The organism is Mesorhizobium sp. (assembly GCF_041661565.1).
Taxonomy (GTDB): domain Bacteria; phylum Pseudomonadota; class Alphaproteobacteria; order Rhizobiales; family Rhizobiaceae; genus Mesorhizobium.
The window spans coordinates 1-18,728 of the sequence record NZ_JBAZUD010000024.1; the positions used below are offsets into that span (position 1 = coordinate 1).

Annotated in this window: 14 protein-coding genes and 1 pseudogene; 7 read left to right on the forward strand and 8 right to left on the reverse strand. The window is 62.9% G+C overall.

The window, feature by feature from the left end; all coding sequences use genetic code 11:
- Positions 1-230: pseudogene (locus WC739_RS06665) on the forward strand (molybdopterin molybdenumtransferase MoeA); the annotation flags it as partial.
- Between the two features lie 43 nt (positions 231-273).
- On the opposite strand, the gene WC739_RS06670 reads toward WC739_RS06665, so the two are convergent.
- Positions 274-1,104, reverse strand: a complete 831-nt coding sequence (locus WC739_RS06670) for an alpha/beta hydrolase (protein WP_372952230.1) — start codon at positions 1,102-1,104, stop codon at positions 274-276.
- A 293-nt stretch (positions 1,105-1,397) separates the two neighbouring features.
- Here WC739_RS06670 and WC739_RS06675 point away from each other — a divergent pair, with 293 nt between their 5' ends.
- From WC739_RS06675 to lexA, 4 genes are all read left to right on the forward strand, one after another.
- The gene (locus tag WC739_RS06675) at positions 1,398-3,023 is read left to right on the forward strand and encodes an AMP-binding protein (RefSeq protein WP_372952231.1); all 1,626 of its coding nucleotides are present in this window, start codon (positions 1,398-1,400) and stop codon (positions 3,021-3,023) included.
- Positions 3,020-3,856 (forward strand): tryptophan 2,3-dioxygenase, encoded by an 837-nt coding sequence (kynA, locus tag WC739_RS06680; RefSeq protein WP_372952232.1) that lies wholly within the window; start codon positions 3,020-3,022, stop codon positions 3,854-3,856. The genes WC739_RS06675 and kynA overlap by 4 nt, the downstream gene beginning before the upstream one ends.
- Before the next feature lie 77 nt (positions 3,857-3,933).
- Positions 3,934-5,181, forward strand: coding sequence for a kynureninase (gene kynU / locus WC739_RS06685; RefSeq protein ID WP_372952233.1), 1,248 nt, complete (start codon positions 3,934-3,936; stop codon positions 5,179-5,181).
- 379 nt (positions 5,182-5,560) lie between these two features.
- Complete coding sequence (gene lexA, locus WC739_RS06690) at positions 5,561-6,310, forward strand: transcriptional repressor LexA (RefSeq protein WP_372952234.1); 750 nt, start codon at positions 5,561-5,563, stop codon at positions 6,308-6,310.
- On the opposite strand, the gene WC739_RS06695 is transcribed toward lexA, so the two are convergent.
- Entirely contained in the window at positions 6,304-8,757 is a 2,454-nt protein-coding gene (locus WC739_RS06695) for a ComEC/Rec2 family competence protein (protein ID WP_372952235.1), read from the reverse strand. The genes lexA and WC739_RS06695 overlap by 7 nt on opposite strands.
- Before the next feature lie 102 nt (positions 8,758-8,859).
- On the opposite strand from WC739_RS06695, the gene gltX reads away from it, so the two are divergent.
- Together gltX and gltA are read left to right on the forward strand one after the other, a co-directional pair.
- On the forward strand, positions 8,860-10,284 hold the full coding sequence (gene gltX, locus WC739_RS06700) for a glutamate--tRNA ligase (RefSeq protein WP_372952236.1): 1,425 nt from the start codon (positions 8,860-8,862) through the stop codon (positions 10,282-10,284).
- A gap of 184 nt (positions 10,285-10,468) precedes the next feature.
- A complete protein-coding gene (gene gltA / locus WC739_RS06705; RefSeq protein ID WP_372952237.1) occupies positions 10,469-11,797 on the forward strand; it encodes a citrate synthase in 1,329 nt (442 codons plus the stop codon).
- A gap of 32 nt (positions 11,798-11,829) precedes the next feature.
- Here the strand turns inward: gltA and lpxB are convergent, their stop codons facing one another.
- From lpxB to bamA, 6 genes are all read right to left on the reverse strand, one after another.
- Positions 11,830-13,002 carry a lipid-A-disaccharide synthase gene (gene lpxB / locus WC739_RS06710; RefSeq protein ID WP_372952238.1) on the reverse strand — a complete coding sequence of 391 codons (1,173 nt, stop codon included), beginning with the start codon at positions 13,000-13,002 and terminating at the stop codon, positions 11,830-11,832.
- On the reverse strand, positions 12,995-13,897 hold the full coding sequence (locus WC739_RS06715; protein WP_372952239.1) for an LpxI family protein: 903 nt from the start codon (positions 13,895-13,897) through the stop codon (positions 12,995-12,997). The genes lpxB and WC739_RS06715 overlap by 8 nt, the downstream gene beginning before the upstream one ends.
- Positions 13,884-14,717 (reverse strand): acyl-ACP--UDP-N-acetylglucosamine O-acyltransferase, encoded by an 834-nt coding sequence (gene lpxA, locus WC739_RS06720; RefSeq protein WP_372952240.1) that lies wholly within the window; start codon positions 14,715-14,717, stop codon positions 13,884-13,886. Before lpxA ends, WC739_RS06715 begins: the two co-directional genes overlap by 14 nt.
- 13 nt (positions 14,718-14,730) lie before the next feature.
- Positions 14,731-15,198 (reverse strand): 3-hydroxyacyl-ACP dehydratase FabZ, encoded by a 468-nt coding sequence (fabZ, locus tag WC739_RS06725; protein WP_372952241.1) that lies wholly within the window; start codon positions 15,196-15,198, stop codon positions 14,731-14,733.
- Positions 15,191-16,249 (reverse strand): UDP-3-O-(3-hydroxymyristoyl)glucosamine N-acyltransferase, encoded by a 1,059-nt coding sequence (lpxD, locus tag WC739_RS06730; protein ID WP_372952242.1) that lies wholly within the window; start codon positions 16,247-16,249, stop codon positions 15,191-15,193. The genes fabZ and lpxD overlap by 8 nt, the downstream gene beginning before the upstream one ends.
- Positions 16,250-16,324: 75 nt before the next feature.
- On the reverse strand, positions 16,325-18,697 hold the full coding sequence (bamA, locus tag WC739_RS06735; RefSeq protein ID WP_372952243.1) for an outer membrane protein assembly factor BamA: 2,373 nt from the start codon (positions 18,695-18,697) through the stop codon (positions 16,325-16,327).
- Positions 18,698-18,728 lie beyond the last annotated feature (31 nt).

An 18,728-nucleotide genomic window follows, 5' to 3' on the forward strand; every position in this document is an offset into this window, starting at 1 on the left:
ATATTCGTCCGGCGCGCCTGGGCGCCGCCTTGCCAGCCAACGACCTGCGCCAGGACTATGTGCGCTCAGTGGTCCGCGAAGATGACGGCGCCCTCGTCGCGACGCCGTTCGGCATCCAGGATTCCTCGATGCTGCGGATGCTGGCGGACGCCAACGGGCTGATCGTGCGGGAGCCGTTTGCCCGCGCTACGGCCCCCGGCGAGCCCTGCCGGGTGTTGATGCTACGCTGAAGACCGGACAGACAAGCTATTGATGATAAATAGTTCTCGGGTTTTACTCCGAGAGCAACGTCCGCGTCAGCGCATGCGCCGGATCGGCGAGGCCGTCGACGACATCGAAATGGTGACGATCAGGCTCTATGACGGTGCTGGTGGTGGCGCCAAGGCCAGTCCAGATATTGGCGAGCAAAACGGTCTGGCGCAGGAACTCGGCACGCTCGCCGCCACCGGCCCAGCACGTGATGCGGGTGCCATCCATCGGCCGCAGCAGCGCCGGGCTTTCAGCCAGCCCCTCCTCCTCGTCGAGCGCCAGCGTCGTGTTCATCCCGGTGCGCATGAGCGGACGCAAATCGTGGACGCCTGAAATCGAGACGACGCGGCGAATTCGCTGTGCCACCTCGCCCGCCAGCGGCGTGGTCGTGGTCACCATGCGGCTGGCGAGATGTCCGCCGGCAGAATGCCCGGTCAGCATCAGCGGGCCTTCGACCAATCCCGCCGCCATGGTGATCGCGGCACCGATTTCCCCGACGATGCCGGCGATGCGGATGTTCGGACACAGGGTGTAGGAGGGCATCGCCACGGCAAAGCCGCTGCTGACCGCGCCACTGGCAAGGTGCGACCAGCCGCTCTTGTCGGACTGCAACCAGTAACCGCCGTGGATAAACACCACCAATCCCTTGGGCGCGGCAACGGGAAGGAAGAGATCGAGCCGGGTGCGCGGTGCATCCCCGTAGGGGATATCCAGCCTTGCCCGGCCGTCGGCCGAGAGCGCATCGCGAAAGGCCTGCGCCGGTTTCGCCCAGGCGGCTGGCCAGCGGTCGCTGTCGGCGATGTTCGCGCCATTGGCGTAGGCATTATCCCAATCGGCGATGTGACGTTCGAACATTGGCCCCTACCCCAAACGGCATTTGTCGCGGCACCAGCAATGGCCATCGGCACGCCAAGCGTCAATGCTTCAGCGCCAAAACATTTTAGGCTTGAAACAAATTTCGACCGGTGCGATCCTCTGCGACGGACAGCGACAATGGGAGGTCCGCCGCTCTGCCGTAAACCGAGGACGCTTGACGTTCTGAGGCAAGGTGTAACAGCGGCACGCGACGCCTTCCTGGAAAGCAGCACTCTCAGATCCACCCTTCGGGCCAGGTGCACTGGCAAGGCGGCAGATAGGACAATGGCGACATGCTTGGGCCTTCAGCGCATATCGACACGTTCACGCGCGATAACCTGCCGCCGTCCAAGCAATGGCCTGATCTCCTGCTCGATGGTTTTGACTATCCAGAACGCCTCAATGCAGGCGTCGAACTGACCGACAGGCTGGTCGAAAAGGGTCTCGGCGACCGCACCGCCCTAATCGGCAACGGCCGCCGCCGCACCTACAAGGAACTATCGGACTGGACGAACAGGCTGGCCCACGCGCTGGTGGAAAATTACGGCGTCGTGCCAGGCAACCGGGTGCTTATCCGCTCGGCCAACAACCCCGCAATGGTCGCCTGCTGGCTGGCCGCCACCAAGATCGGCGCCGTGGTCGTCAACACCATGCCCATGCTGCGCGCGGGCGAGCTTGCCAAGATCGTCGACAAGGCCGAAATCACGACCGCGCTTTGCGACACCAGGTTGATGGACGAAATGACGGCCTGCGCCAAGGACAGCGTGTTCCTGAAGCAGGTCATCGGCTTCGACGGTACCGCCAATCATGATGCCGAACTCGACCGTGTCGCCCTCGACAAGCCGGTGACATTCACCGCCGTCGACACCGGGCGCGATGACGTCGCCCTGCTCGGCTTCACCTCGGGCACGACAGGCGTGCCGAAAGCGACGACGCATTTCCACCGCGACCTCCTGATCATCGCCGATAGCTACGCCCGCGAGATCCTGCAGGTGACACCGGAAGATGTCTTTGTCGGCTCGCCACCGCTCGCCTTCACTTTCGGCCTTGGTGGCCTCGCCATCTTCCCATTGCGCTTCGGCGCGGCGGCGACCTTGCTGGAGCAGGCAACGCCGCCCAACATGATCCACATCATCGAGACCTACAAAGCCACGATTTCCTTCACCGCGCCGACTGCCTATCGCGCGATGCTCAAGGCCATGGACGAAGGCGCCGACCTGTCTTCCTTGCGCGTCGCCGTGTCTGCCGGCGAGACCCTGCCCGCTCCGGTCTTCGAAGAGTGGACGAGAAAGACCGGCAAGCCGATCCTCGACGGCATCGGCGCCACCGAAATGCTGCACATCTTCATCTCCAATCGCCTTGACGACATGAGACCGGCGTCGACCGGCAAGCCGGTGGGTGGCTACGAAGCGCGCATCGTCGACGACGAGATGAACGAACTGCCGCGCGGCATGGCAGGCAGGCTGGCCGTCCGCGGGCCGACCGGTTGCCGCTATCTGGCCGATGACAGGCAGAAGGACTATGTCCGCGACGGCTGGAACCTGACCGGCGACACGTTCATGCAGGACGAAAACGGCTACTTCCATTTCGCCGCGCGCTCCGACGACATGATCGTCGCCGCCGGCTACAACATTGCGGGGCCCGAGGTAGAAGCGGCGCTGCTGTCGCATCCGGACGTCGCCGAATGCGCTGTGATCGGCGCCGAGGACGCCGAACGCGGCCAGATCGTCGAGGCGCATGTCGTCCTGCTGCAAGGTGTGGCGCCGGATGCCTTGACCGCCAAGCGCTTGCAGGACCACGTCAAGGCAACGATCGCGCCCTACAAGTATCCGCGATCGGTCAAATTCCTCGCCGCCCTGCCCAAGACCCAGACCGGCAAGATCCAGCGCTTCCGGCTGCGCACGGAGAAGATCAATTGACCGAGCCGTACGATCCGGCGTCCGAAGGCGCGCAGATGTCGTTCCAGGAGCGCATGTCCTACAGCGACTACCTGCACCTCGACAAAGTGCTCGGCGCGCAGGCGCCGCTGTCTTCGGCGCATGACGAAATGCTGTTCATCATCCAGCACCAGACCTCGGAACTCTGGATGAAGCTGGCCTTGCATGAGATCGGCGCCGCGATCCGTTCCATCCGCGCCGACCGGCTCGAGCCGAGCTTCAAGATGCTGTCGCGTGTTGCCCGGATTTTCGAACAACTGAACAATTCCTGGGATGTGCTGCGCACGATGACGCCCAGCGAATACACCGAGTTCCGCGAGGCGCTCGGCCAGTCCTCCGGTTTCCAGTCCTGGCAATATCGCGCCATCGAATTCATGGCCGGCAACCGCAACCTCGCCATGCTCGGCCCGCACAAACACCGGCCCGACCTCAGCCAGAAGCTGGAGGCGATCCTGGCCGCGCCATCCCTCTACGACGAGGCCCTGCTGCTGCTCGCCCGCAACGGTTTCGACATCGGTGCCGATGCCACGCGCAGCGACTGGCGCGAGACCCGCGTCGAAAACGAGGATGTGCTGGTCGCCTGGCAGACCGTCTACCGCGATCCGCGACGCTATTGGATGCTCTACGAACTGGCCGAGAAGCTGGTCGACTTCGAGGATTATTTCCGCCGCTGGCGCTTCAACCACGTCACGACGGTTGAGCGCATCATCGGCCTGAAACACGGCACCGGTGGCACCTCCGGCGCCTCCTACCTCAAGAAGATGCTCGAGGTCGTCCTATTTCCCGAGCTGTGGACGGTTCGTACCAGGCTCTGACTACGTCGCGATGAGACAGGCAACCGAAGCAGCGCTTGTCGCGGAAACCTTCGGCAATAACCGAGGATAGACCGAAAATGAGTGGAATTCCCGATCTGGCCGCGATCGAAGCGATGGATGCCACGGACCCGCTGCGCGCCATGCGCGATCGTTTCATCCTGCCGAAAGGCGTGATCTATCTCGACGGCAATTCGCTTGGGGCGGCGTCGCATGCCGTCCTTGGCGAGTTGAAGCAGGCGGCGAGCCACGAATGGGCCCAGGATCTCATCCGGGCCTGGAACACCGCCGGATGGTTCGATATGCCGATTGAACTTGGTGACCAGATCGGACGCCTGATCGGCGCGGCGGCCGGCCAGACCGTGGTGTGCGACACGACGTCGATCAACATCTACAAGGTCTTGCATGCGGCGCTGGAGATACGGCATGGCAGGACGGTGATCGTCGCCGAGGGCGACAGCTTTCCCACCGACCTCTACATCGCCGAAGGTGTCGCCTCGACCCGTGATGGCGCCTCGCTGCGTCTTGCGGGCGTCGATGCGCCAACGATCGAGGATCTGATCGACGAAAACGTCGCGGTGATCCTGGTCAATCACGTCAACTACAAATCGGGTGAACTGCGCGACATGGCGGCGTTGACCAGCAAGGCCCATGCCGCCGGGGCGCTGATCATCTGGGATCTTTGTCATACCGCCGGTGCGCTGCCGGTCGAACTCGACCAAGCGAATGCCGACTTCGCCGTCGGCTGCAGCTACAAATACCTCAATGGCGGCCCAGGCGCACCGGCCTTCATCTATGCCGCGCAGCGCCACCATGGCGATATAAGGCAACCGCTCAGCGGTTGGTGGGGACATGCGCGGCCCTTTGCTTTCGAGCGAGCTTATGTCGCCGGCGACGGGATACGCCGTTTCCTGTGCGGTACGCAGCCGGTGCTGTCGATGCGAGCACTCAAAGGCGCGCTTGCCATCTGGAACGACGTCGACATGGCGGCACTGCGAAGGAAGAGCGTCGCGCTGACCGAACTGTTCATCCAACTCGTCGAAGCCAAGTGTGGCGCCTACGGCCTGACCCTCGAGAGCACCCGCGACCCGACCAGGCGCGGCAGCCAGGTGTCGTTCCTTCACGATCATGGCTACCAGATCATGCGGGCCTTGATCGAGCGCGGAATTATCGGCGATTTCCGCGCGCCCTCGACCATCCGTTTCGGTTTCACGCCGCTCTATGTCGGCTACAAGGATGTGTGGCAGGCCGTCGAGGTGCTGGAAGACATTCTGCGCACCGATGCATGGAAGGACCCGCGTTTCGCCATCAAGGACGCAGTCACCTGACCTTGTCGCCGACGGTATATCCAAGTCGCGGCATTCATATCCGCCATAGGGTTGGCGTTTTGTCTTCGTTTCGTTCACGGCAAACCTGCGCGAACAAGGGCTGACGGCTTAGGGCGCGGAGATCTGCGAGGGGTGGTGGCAAGCGCAAGCGCAGGACCGTTTACCAGCTATTAACCAAACAATTTCAACGGCGGCACTTCGCGTCCGCGGCGGGTTCGTGCCGCTCTGCCCCATTGCCCGGTTGGAGATAATTTCCGCCAGCTTAACAAATTCATTAAACTTTAAACGGTTGCGGAACACAACTGGAACAGATAGTGTTTGTTCTGGGTTTGTTTTTCCGATTCCGTTGCAGACCTTCGTTCACTCCGTGGGGGCCGCCATGCTGACGCGCAAGCAACATGAACTGCTGATGTTCATCCATGAACGCCTCAAGGAGAGCGGCATCCCGCCATCCTTCGACGAGATGAAGGAAGCGCTCGACCTTGCTTCCAAATCGGGCATCCACCGGCTGATCACGGCGCTGGAGGAGCGCGGTTTCATTCGCCGGCTGCCCAACCGGGCACGCGCGCTGGAAGTGTTGCGCCTGCCGGACTCGATCGCGCCCGGGCTCAACGCGGCGAAGAAGTTCTCGCCAAGCGTCATCCAGGGCAGTCTCGGCCAGAACGGATCTGGGCAGGGTGGACTTGGCAGGCAAATCAAGCCGGCGTCGTCGCGGATGCCCGCTGGCAATGATGACGACGCTGTCGCCGCTGTGTCGATCCCGGTGATGGGTCGCATCGCCGCCGGTGTGCCGATCGACGCCATCCAGCATCAGACACATTCGATTTCGGTGCCGCCTGATATGATCATGGGCGGCGAGCACTATGCCCTGGAGGTCAAGGGCGACTCGATGATCGAGGCCGGCATCTTCGATGGCGATACCGTCATCATCCGCAACGCCGACACCGCCCAGCCTGGCGAGATCATCGTGGCGCTGGTCGACGAAGAGGAAGCGACGCTGAAACGGTTTCGCCGCAAGGGCGCTTCGATTGCATTGGAAGCCGCCAATCCGGCATATGAGACGCGCATTTTCGGACCTGACAGGGTCAAGGTGCAAGGCAAGCTCGTCGGGCTGATCAGGCGCTACTGAACAGGGGCTGTCGGCCTTTCCGGTTTGCGGTAGGGAGGCAGGCCCCTCGCCTCGCGTGAGAATGCGCGCTGGGCATGCCAAGGCCGATACGGGCTGTCGACCGCGAAGCTCACGGTCGCAGGCGCGATCGCCGATTGTCGATCGAAGAACACGGCAGCACTTCCCTTGCGGGCGAGTTGCCGCTTGGTGATGACGAGAACCAGCGGGTTGTGACAGGGGTCATAGGCGGTTGCATCGTCGATGACGATCAGGTTCGCGAAGGCGCAAGCTTTCCACGCGTCCTTGCGATCCTCGACATGCGCGATGATGGCTCCGGAAGGATGTCTGGCGAGACAGACGCCTTCGGTGCAATAGAAGGGCGCGCCAGGCGGCAGTTCGGCGGCATCCGCCAGGTTGAACTGGCCTTCACCCTTGCTGAACACTTCCGGCACGACGATGCTCTCGGATTTCAGCGCGCGTTTCCAGTTGTCGACGGTGAATTCGTTCGGACGTGGCCGGCTGACGGCGAGTTCGCCGCCACCAATTGGCAGTGCAATCAGCCGGGCATCCTCTGAGATCAGCACGTCCGGCGTTCGCGTCTGCGAGACGGTGAGCAGTCCGGCAAGCGCGACTGGAAGGGCGGCCAGCCGCAACCAGGTCGTCGCCGTCGTCGCAATGACCAGGGCTATAGCCACCAGAATGACGGACTGGCGCGAAATCAGCCCGACCGCGTCGACCGGCGACCGTTCGGAAATCCACGCCGATATCGCGATCATCGCCGTCAGGCCTTTGCCCATCAAGTAGAGGGCTGGCCAATCCAATCCGAACGGCATCAGCAACGCGCTCGCAACCGCCAGGAACATCACGACGGACACGATCGGCATGATTGCCAGATTGGCAAACAGACTGAGCGGCGACACACGCTGGAAATGCCAGATGGCAAACAGCGCCGTGGCACTGCCGGCAATGATCGAGGTCATTGCCAACCCACCTGCCGAGTGCAGGACTTTCCGTGTAAGGAAGCCTGGCAACGACCGCTTCGGCGGCGGCGATCTTGTCTGGCCCGCCCGGTGGTCCGCCCAGCCGGCATAGGCGCCGACCAGGGCCGCGGTCGCGGCGAACGACATCTGGAAACTCGGGCCGATCACTTCATGGGGCGACACCACGATGACGGCGATCGCCGAGATCGCCAGATTGCGCATGGTCAGCGCCGCCCTGTCGAACAGCACGGCAATCAGCATCACCGCCAGCATGATGAAGCTGCGCTCGGCGGCAACAACCACGCCCGAGATGACGAGATAGGCGGCAATCGAGAACAGGGCCGCTGCAGCGGCGTATTTCTTCACCGCACGGCGTGCGGACAAGTCCGGAAACAGCGCCAACGCGCCGCGCAGCAGCCCCATGACGGTCCCCGCGACCAGGGCCATGTGCAGACCGGAAATGGAGATGATGTGGTAGATGCCGGTGCGCCGCATCGATTCGTTGATCTCGTCGGGAATACCGGCTCGCACGCCGACGATGAGTGCCGCGGCAATCTCGCCTTCCGCGCCACCCACAATGCTCCTGATATGGTCAGCTATGGCCTCCCTGGCATTCTCGATCGAGGAGGACAAGCGCAAGGACAAAGGCACATCGTTGTCACCGGCGGCAACAATCCTTGGATTGCCCAGAAAGAACCCGCTGCCGCCAATGCCGGCGAAATAGCTATCGAAGGAGAAGTCGTAGCTGTCGGGCCGCACCGGACCGGTTGGCGGCAACAGCTTGGCGTAGCCCGATATCAGCGAGCCGGCCGTCATGTCCGCCGGGATCCTGCGTGCCGAAAGCCGAACCCTCGTCGGCATGTAGCGCAGTTTCGGCCGGGCCGTCGACACAACGTCGATGGTCAGCCGGATGCGGCCGGTCTCCATCTGGTCGAGCGAGACGACGCGGCCGGTGATTTGGGTCGAGATCTCCGAACCCAGCACTTGGGTCCCTGCCCGCCATGTCTCGACCTTCGCGGCCAGCAGTCCGAGTGTGCACAGAAATGCCGCCATGAAGCACAGATGGGTTTTCGGCCAGGACCGCGAGACAAGCGCACAAAGCCCGGTCAGCACAACGACCGCAATGAGCCTTGCGAAGTCAGGCTCCGCGGCCAGCGAAAAATAGGCGATCGCCCCAACTGCGAGGCAGACGGGCACCAGCAGGAAGCCGATGCCCCGGTCCAGTTCCAGATCGGCCGCCACGGCCACGTCGTGGCGCAGGCGAGGCAGTGATATCGGACCGATCCACCGGCGCACACGCTCGACCACACCGGCTTGGGCAGGCGGGCTAGACGCCGGCATATCCACCCGAGACGGGTCGTTGCCGGGGCGATTCGCCGGCGGCAATGCCGGCAGAGGCGGGCCCGGCATAGGCGCAAACAGGGATCGCTCGCTGACGCCGATGACAGCGTCCTCGCCCTGATCCGAGCCCCGGCCTCGTCCAGCCATCGGGTCTGCCCCTTGCACCCTTGACGCCCTATGCTACATGAACGCCACCAGCGCGAAAGCCCGCGCATCCGCACCCCATCTCAGACGCTTTCCGAGAGTTCCATGTCCGACAAGGTCGTCACCCGTTTTGCCCCTTCACCCACCGGCTATCTGCACATAGGCGGTGCGCGCACAGCGCTGTTCAACTGGCTGTACTCGAAGCACACGGGCGGCACGATGCTGCTGCGCATCGAGGACACCGACAGGGAACGCTCGACCGACGCGGCGACGGCAGCCATCCTCGACGGCCTCACCTGGCTCGGTCTTTCCTGGGACGGCGAGCCTGTATCGCAGTTCGAGCGCGCGCCGCGCCACCGCGAGGTGGCCGAGGAACTCGTGCGCATGGGGAAGGCCTATTACAGCTACGAGACGCCGGCCGAGCTCGAGGCGATGCGTGAAGCAGCGCGTGCCAAGGGCCTGCCGCCGCGCTACAACGGCCAGTGGCGCGAGCGCGATGCCTCCGAGGCGCCAGCAGGCGTCAAGGGCGCGATCCGCGTGAAGGCGCCCACAGAGGGCGAGACGGTCGTCCATGACCGCGTCCAGGGCGAGGTACGCTTCCCCAACAAGGATCTCGACGATTTCATCATCCTGCGTTCGGACGGCAATCCGACCTACATGCATGCCGTCGTCGTCGACGACCACGACATGGGCGTCACCCATATCATCCGCGGTGACGATCACCTGACCAACGCGGCCCGCCAGACCGTGATCTACGACGCCATGGGCTGGAAGGTGCCCTCCATGTCGCATATCCCGCTTATCCACGGTGCCGATGGCGCCAAGCTGTCGAAGCGGCACGGGGCGCTCGGCGTCGAGGCCTATCGTGCCATGGGTTACCTTCCGGAGGCGCTGCTCAACTATCTGGCGCGCCTAGGCTGGAGCCATGGCGACGACGAGATCATGTCGATCAAGGACATGATCGCCTGGTTCGACATCGGCGATGTCAACAAGGGCGCCGCCCGTTTCGACTTCGCCAAGCTGGAAGCGATCAACGGCGCCCATATGCGCCGCATGGCCGATTCGGACCTGTTCGATATCTTCATTGCCACCTTGCCCTATCTCGAGGGCGGGCCGGAAATGGCCGCACGCCTGGACGACCATAACAAGGCACAGTTGCTCGCAGCACTTCCCGGCCTGAAGGAGCGCGCCAAGACGTTGGTCGAGCTGGTCGACGGCGCCGCGTTCCTGTTCGCCAGGCGGCCGCTCCCGCTCGACGACAAGGCCGCCCAGCTGCTGACCGACGACGCACGCAAGATCCTGCGCGGCGCTCACGAAGCTTTGAACGGGCTTTCCGGCGACTGGTCGGCCCCGGCGGCGGAGGCCGCGATCCGTGACTATGCGCAGGCCGGAGGGCACAAACTCGGCGGCGTAGCCCAGCCTTTGCGGGCCGCCCTGACCGGCAGGAGCACCTCGCCTGGCGTGTTCGATGTGCTGGCCGTGCTCGGCCGGGAGGAAAGCCTGGCGCGCATCGCCGATCAAATCGATTAGCGCCAAACTGGCCCAAGAAGATTGGCATTGAAAGGTGGGTTTCGCAGTGCAACATTAGGCCTTGGCCCAATCTGACACGCACTCCCGAAAAATGCGGTGGCGACTACGCGCATTGCGGTAGTTCCGATGTGTCGCTTCGCGGAATGTGCCGTTGCCGGCATGAGGAAACAATAAGGAGTTTGCAATGACCGAAGCTGCGACAAAATTGGAATTTGGCGGCAAGACCCAGGACGCCACGGCGAAGCTGGAGTTCGGCGGCAAGACTCACGAATTCAAGGTGCGAAGCGGCTCGGTCGGGCCCGATGTCATCGACATCGCCTCGCTTTACAGCACGACCGGCGCCTTTACCTACGATCCCGGCTTCACCTCGACCGCGAGCTGCGAGTCGGAAATCACCTTCATCGACGGCGATGCCGGCATACTGCTGCATCGCGGCTATCCGATCGACCAGCTGGCCGAACACGGCGACTTCCTCGAGGTATGCTATCTCCTGCTCTACGGCGAATTGCCCACCAAGGCGCAGAAGGACGATTTCGACTATCGCGTGACGCGCCACACCATGGTGCACGAGCAGATGTCGCGCTTCTTCACCGGCTTCCGCCGCGACGCGCACCCGATGGCGGTGATGTGCGGCGTGGTCGGCGCGCTGTCGGCCTTCTACCACGACTCCACGGATATCACCGATCCGTACCAGCGCATGGTGGCGTCGATGCGGCTGATCGCCAAGATGCCGACCATCGCCGCCATGGCCTATAAATACCATATCGGCCAGCCGTTCATTTACCCGAAGAACGAGCTGAATTTCGCGGCCAACTTCCTGCATATGTGCTTTGCCGTGCCGTGCGAGGAATACAAGATCAACCCTGTGCTGGCGCGCGCCATGGAGCGCATCTTCATCCTGCATGCCGATCACGAGCAGAACGCCTCGACCTCGACGGTCCGCCTTGCAGGCTCGTCGGGCGCCAACCCGTTCGCCTGCATTGCCGCGGGCATTGCCTGCCTGTGGGGCCCCGCGCATGGCGGCGCCAATGAGGCGGCGCTGAACATGCTAGGCGAGATCGGCCATGTCGATCACATCCCGGAATTCATCGCCCGCGCCAAGGACAAGGACGATCCGTTCCGGCTGATGGGCTTTGGTCACCGCGTCTACAAGAACTACGATCCGCGCGCCAAGATCATGCAGAAGACCGCGCATGAAGTGCTGGGCGAGCTCGGCATCAAGGACGATCCGCTGCTCGACATCGCCATGGAACTGGAAAAGATCGCGCTGACCGATTCCTATTTCATCGAGAAGAAGCTCTACCCGAATGTCGACTTCTACTCCGGCATCACGCTGAAGGCGCTGGGCTTCCCCACCACCATGTTCACCGTGCTGTTCGCCGTCGCGCGCACCGTAGGCTGGATCGCGCAGTGGAAGGAAATGATCGAGGATCCGCGCCAGAAGATCGGCCGCCCGCGCCAGCTCTACACCGGGGCGCCGGAGCGCGACTACGTGCCGATCGCCAAGCGCTGATCGCGCGCTTTTGTCTGACTTGAAAGGCGCCGTCAGGGCGCCTTTCTTATCTGACGCAGCACCACGCTCGCCGCGATGTCGCCGGACGGTTTTTCCGTCGCCATGCGCCGTCTGATCTCGTCAAAGCCCTGCTTCTGCCAGGCGCGCATGCCGCTGTCGGCGAACAATGCTTCCAACTGTCGGCACAAATTGTTCGGCTTGACGTACTCGTTGTAGAATTCCGGGATCAACGCGCGATCCGAGATCAGATTGGGCAGCAGCGCCGACCAGACGGACACCAGATACGGCGCGGCGGTGCGCGCAACGGGGTCGAGCCTGTAGCAGGATATCATCGGCACACCGGCCAGCGCCAGCTCCAGCGAGACGGTTCCCGATGCGATCAGCGCGGCATCAGCCTTGCCGAAGGCCTGCCATTTGCGCTGGGGATCAAGGATGATCTCGGGTTTTTCATCCCACCTTGTTACCCCCGCGCGGATGAGTTCCGCGACATGCGGCACCGTCGGCAACATCAGCCGAAGGCGATGCCCTCGAGCCCGCAACAGCGACACGGTCTCTCCAAACGGCTCCAGCAGACGCCGCACCTCGCCGCGCCGCGAACCGGGCAGGACAAGAAGCGTCTTCACCCGGTCCTCTGCAAGGTCGCGCGGGAGATCCTGCGCCTTGGCCGCCGCGAGTACACCGGCATCGTGCATGAGGCGATGCCCGACATAGGTGCCGGGCGGCCCGCCCAGCCGTTCCAGCTCCTTCACCTCGAATGGCAGGATGCACAGGATATGGTCGACATAGGGCTTCATCGCGGCCGCCCTGCTGGGACGCCAGGCCCACACGCTGGGGCAGACATAGTGGATGATGGGGATCGACGGATTGGCTGCACGCACCTTCCTGGCGACGCGCAATGAGAAGTCCGGACTGTCGATCGTGATCAGGCAATCCGGCTTTTCGTCGGCGATGGATTTGGCCAGTTGGTTGATGCGCCGCATCAGGCGCGGCAGGTCGCGCAGGATGGCGCTGAAGCCCATCAGCGCGATCTCGCCGGCATCGAATGGTGGAACCAGCCCCAACGCCTGCAAGTGGCGGCCGCCGAGACCAACCAGTCGCACCTCCCGACCGGTCGCCTTGCCGAGCGAGCGCACAATGTCGGCGCCAAGCAGGTCGCCGGACTCTTCGCCGGCCACGATGGCGATCTTCAACGCCTTGTCAGCCATGATGCGGCTCCGCGCCAGGAGGCAAACCGATCACGAACAGGCCGAGCGCATTGGCACGCGCCATGGTCGCGGGACCTTCGAGAACCAGGGAGCGTCCCGCCTCGACGGCAATGCCCGCAAGCCCGGCGGCGTGCGCCGAATCCACGGTTTGCGGACCGATGGACGGGAGATCGGCGCGCAACTCCTGACCGGGCTTGGCGCATTTGACCAGTACGCCCCGTGTCCTTCCGGCGATGCGGCCGTGTCCGCGAAGCAGCTTCGCCCGGTCGAGCAATCCGGCCGTTCCTTCGATGCCTTCCAGCGCAATGGTCCTGCCGCCCACGGCGATCGCCGCCTGGCCGATATCCAGCGCTCCTATGGCCTTTGCCGCCGCGAGGCCCGCCTCAATATCGAGCCAGTCGGATTTCGTTGGCGCAGCTTCTGTCAGCACACCTTCGCCGGCGACAAGGTTCGGCACGATTTCGTGGGCGCCGACGATCTTTATGCCGCGCGCTTCGAGGCCCCGCGCCACCACTTTCAGCAAGCCGTCATCACCGCGCGCCAGCGCCTTGACCACCAACGGAATGACCGCGAGCAGGCTGAGACTGGGGCGCAATGCAAGCAGGTGTGGCCTGCGCTTGATTTCGCCGGCCAGCACCAGATGGGTGACGCTGTGGCGTCTCAGCAAAGGTATCAGCGAGCCGATGCCTTCCAGGGCCAAGCTTTCGTGCTCGTAGCGGGAGAGTTCCGCCATGCGGTCGACCTCTCCCTCCATGATGATGACAAAGGGAGGATAACCTTGCTCCGCGGCACTCGCCGCGACTTCCACCGGCAGGCTGCCGCCACCGGCAATGATGCCGACCCTGGAACCCGGCGGAAGAAGGAGATCCGTTGTCGCCCTCTCAGTCTTCGTCATCGACATCGTCGCCGTCGCCGCCCTTGAGCGAAGGCACAGCATAATGCCGCTTGCCGCGGCTGCTGATGAAATCGATGATCTTCATCGCGGTCGGTGATGACGCGAACTCCACCTTGGCGAACTCTATGTTCTCGCCGACGGTGCGCGAACGATCGAAGATCATTCGGTAGGCCTTACGCAGCAGCTGGATCTCCGACCTGGGCAGGCCGGACCGCTTCAGGCCAATGATGTTGAGCCCGCGCAGGCTGGCCCGGTTGCCGACGGCGATGGCATAGGGAATGACATCGCCGACGATCGCCGAGCAACCGCCCAGGAACGCGTTGTCGCCGATGCGCACGAACTGATGCACCGCGCTCAGGCCGCCGATATAGACATTGTTGCCGACCTCGCAGTGGCCGCCCAGCGTCGCTCCATTGGCGAAGGTCGCGTTGTTGCCGACCACGCAGTCATGGGCGATGTGCGCATAGGCCAGGAAATTGCCGTTGTCGCCAACCGTCGTCTCGCCCCTGCTTGAATCGGTGCCGAGATGCATCGTGACGCCTTCACGAATCGTACAGCCCGTGCCGATGACCAAGGTGGTGCGGCCACCCTTGTGCTTGGTGTTCTGCGGCGGCCCGCCCAGCGTCGCCATCGGATAGACCTTGGTCGAGGCGCCGATGGTGGTCGCGCCCAGAACCGAGACATGACTGACCAGTTCGACGCCGTCGCCGATCACCGCATCGGCGCTCACATAACAAAACGGCCCAATGCGCACGCCTTGCCCGATTTGAGCGCCTTCTTCCACCACGGAGGAAGCATGGATTGTTGTGTTGATTTTCATAAGCACTCGATCGTCAGTCGCTGGTCACCATCATGGCCGAAATCTCGGCCTCGGCAGCCTTGGCGCCGTCGACCATGGCTTCACAAGCGAATTTGAGCAGGTTGCCGCGTTTCTTGATCTTCTTTACATAGATTCGCAACTGGTCGCCGGGCACGACCGGTTTTCGGAACTTGGCATTGTCGATGGTCAGGAAATAGACCAGCGAAGGCTTTTCCGTGCCAAGGCTGCGAATGCAGATGGCGCCGGCCGTCTGTGCCATCGCCTCGACGATCAGCACACCCGGCATGACCGGCTGATCAGGGAAATGGCCCTGAAAATGCGGTTCGTTTATGGTCACGTTCTTGATGCCGACGGCAGACTCGTCGCCGTCGATGTCGATGATGCGGTCGATCATCAGGAAAGGATAACGATGCGGCAGGAGCTTCATCAGCCCCATGATGTCGACCGCTTCAAGCGTCGTCGCCGCGATCATGTCAGCCATTGCCTCCCTCGCCCTGTTTGCGGTTCCTGGCCAGCTTGCGCAGCATGGCTATCTCGCGCATGGCTTCCGCCATCGGCTGCGCCGGGTAACCGCCCCAAATCTCGCCCGCGGGGACATTGCTCATAAATCCGCTTCTGGCGGCAAGCTTGGCCCCTGCCCCGATGGTCAGGTGATCCGCCAGCCCGACGCCGCCGCCCATGGTGACATTGTCGCCCACGACCACGGATCCCGAGATACCCGAAAGCCCGGCTATAATGCAATTGCGGCCGATGCGGACGTTATGGGCGATCTGCACCAGATTGTCGATCTTGGTGCCCTGGCCGATCACCGTATCGGACATGGCGCCGCGATCGACGGTGGTGTTCGAACCGATCTCGACGTCGTCCTGGATCACGACCCGTCCGACCTGCGGGACGCGTTCCGGGCCCTTGGCTCCGCCGACGAAGCCGAAGCCATCCTGACCGATCCTGGCGCCGCCATGGATGATGACGCGGTTGCCGACCAAGGCATACTGAATACTGGCGCCCGGGCCGACATAGCCGTCGCGGCCGATCTGGCAGGAGCGTCCGATGACAGCATTGGGGGCGACGACCGTGCCGCTGCCGATCGAGGCACCTGGCCCAATGACCACGCCGGCCTCAATGATCGCCCCGGCCTCGACGTGAGCTGTCGGATCGACAAAGGCATGCGGTGAGACACCGGTTTCACTTGTGACGGCGCCCGGCGTCGCGGCCGTCGGGAACAGCAGGCGACCGACCAGCGCGAAGGCCTGTTGCGGACGCGGATGAACCAGAACGGCCATGCCGGCCGGCGCCTTGGCGGCAAACTCAGCCGTACACAGCACCGCGGCCGCGCGCAGCGACGGCATCAGCGCGGAGTTGCGCCTGCCGTCGACAAACACCAGGGCGTGCTCGCGGCTCTCATTGGCGGGAGCGAGCGCTTCGATCGCAATATTGGAGTGGCCGGAATCGACAAGCACCGAGCCGGTCAGATTCGCGACTTCGCCCGCCGTATACCGGCGTGATGGCGCGAAGAACACCGGATCGGTCATTCCAGAAGCTATATCCAGCTAGGTCGGAACATTTCTCCCGGACCAAGAAAATCCGGGAGCATCGTTGGCCGCCGATCAGAAGCGGGTCGATATGCCGAAGTTGAATTCCTGCACGTCGTCGCGAGCCTGCTTCTTGACCGGGATCGCATAGTCGATCCGGATCGGGCCGAACGGCGAGGCCCACATCAGACCAACACCGACCGATGCCCGCAATTCCAGGTCAGTAGACTCCTGAGCGACGCTGGTGACCTTGCTGCCGTAGAGTGTGGCAGCGTCCGCAAACACGGCGCCACGCAGGCCAAAGCTCTCGGGAACGACCGGCAGCGGAAACTGCGCTTCCGCGGAGGCATTGAAGTAAGTGGTGCCGCCGAGATGGTCGCCCGTGACAGGGTCCACAGGGCCGATGCCGCCATAAGCAAAGCCGCGGATCATGCGATCAGTGCTCTGGAACTGATCGAAGATGCGCAATTCGCCATCGCCGCCGTAGCCCTGAACGTGGCCCGCACCGCCAGAAATCAGGCCGACAAGATCAAGCTGCTCCGAGAGCGTCTGATAGATGCTGCCGCGACCGGTCAGCTTCACATATTTGGCATCGCCACCGAGACCGGCAAACTCCGCCGTCGTGGTCGCGTAAATGCCCTCATGCGGGTTCTTCATGTCGTCAATGGTGTTGTACACCAGCCCGAGGCTGATCGATGACTTGATCCATGGGCTTTGGTCTATGCCATCAAGGATGGCTGGCGATATAGTGCAATTTGGACCGTCTGGATCGCCGATAGTGGGCGTGCCGCAGCCGTCATCCAGTTCATACTTCTCACGAGAAATATTATATGCCAACTGGGTCGAGATGCTTTCGGTAATGGGCAAGCCGAAACGGATCGTCGCACCGGTGGTGTCGCTGTTGTAGTTGTTCTTGTATTGCCTGGTCGACTGGTAAATGTCGAAGCCGGCAGCGATACGCCGCCCAAGGAAATAGGGTTCGGTGAAGGACAGGCTATAGTCACGCGAATTCTTGCCGCCGCCGGCCGACACCTTGATGAACTGGCCACGGCCGAGGAAGTTGCGCTCAGTGATCGATCCTTCGACGGACGGGCCGGCCGTATCGCCGCCGGTCGAGTATCCGGCGCCAACCGAGAATTCACCAGTCGACTTCTCGACAACGTCGACCACCAGCACGACCTGATCGGGCTGCGAGCCCGGCACGGTCGAAATGTCGACCTTCTCAAAGTAATTAAGGTTCTCCAGGCGCTTCTTCGCGCGCTGGATGAGCACCTGGTTGAAGGCATCGCCTTCACTGACGTCGAATTCGCGACGAATGACATAGTCACGCGTACGGTCGTTGCCGCGGATCTCGATGCGCTCGACATAGGCCTTGGTGCCCTGGTCGACGGTGTAGACCACAGAGATGGTGTGGTTCTCGAAATTGCGGTCGCCACGCGGCGTCACCTGCGCAAAGGCATAGCCCGAACCGGCCACCTTTTCGGTCAGCGCGATGATGGAGTCCTCGACATTCTTGGCGTTGTAGACGTCGCCCTTATGGGTCTCGACCACCGATTCCAGTGACTTCGCGTCGACTTCCGGGATCGTGCTTTCGACGCTGATGTCGCCGAACGTGTAGCGGTCGCCTTCCTGCACGGTGATGGTGACCGTGTATTTGTTCGTCGCGCTGTCGAGCTCGCCGACTGCGGACACGACCTGGAAATCGGCATAGCCGTGATTGTAGTAGAAGCGGCGCAGCAGTTCCTGGTCGGCGCGCAGCTTGTCGTCGTCATAGACGTCATCGCGCAGAATGAACGAAACCCAGGACGAACGCTTGGTGTTGATGATGTCCGACAGGCGGCGGCTCGAATAGGCGCTGTTGCCGACGAAATTGATTGCCGCGATCTGCGTGCGGTCGCCTTCAGTGATCTGGAAAACCACGTTGACGCGATTGTCGCCGAGATCCATGACCTGGGCGGTCACCCCGGCATCGTCACGACCGATACGCTTGTAAGCGGCCTTCACGGACTCGACGTCGCCATCGAGCGTCGCCTGCGAGAACGTGCCGCGCGGCTTCAACTGGACCGCGGCCTGGAGCGCATTGTCCTTGAGCTTCTTGTTGCCCTGGAACAGCACCTGGTTGACGACCTTGTACTCGGCGACCTTGACCACCAGCGTCGAACCGACCTGATTGATCTGGACGTCGGAGAACAGGCCGGTCCCGAACAGTGCCTTGATCGCGGCATCGATGTCGGAGCTGGAGAAAGCCTTGCCCGGCTTGATGGTGATGTAGTTGCGGATCGTGTCGGCGTCGACGCGCTGGTTGCCGCTCACTTCAACCCGGCTGACGACAGCGGCCTCGGCCGCCGATGTGGCAACGAATTGTACCGCGAGCGAACCTGGCACGACCAGAGCGGCGGACAGGGCCGCCGCGGAAGCGGCGCTCAGAAACTTGGATGCTGCCTTCATCGGGCTTTATAACCTTTTCTCGTAGTCCCCA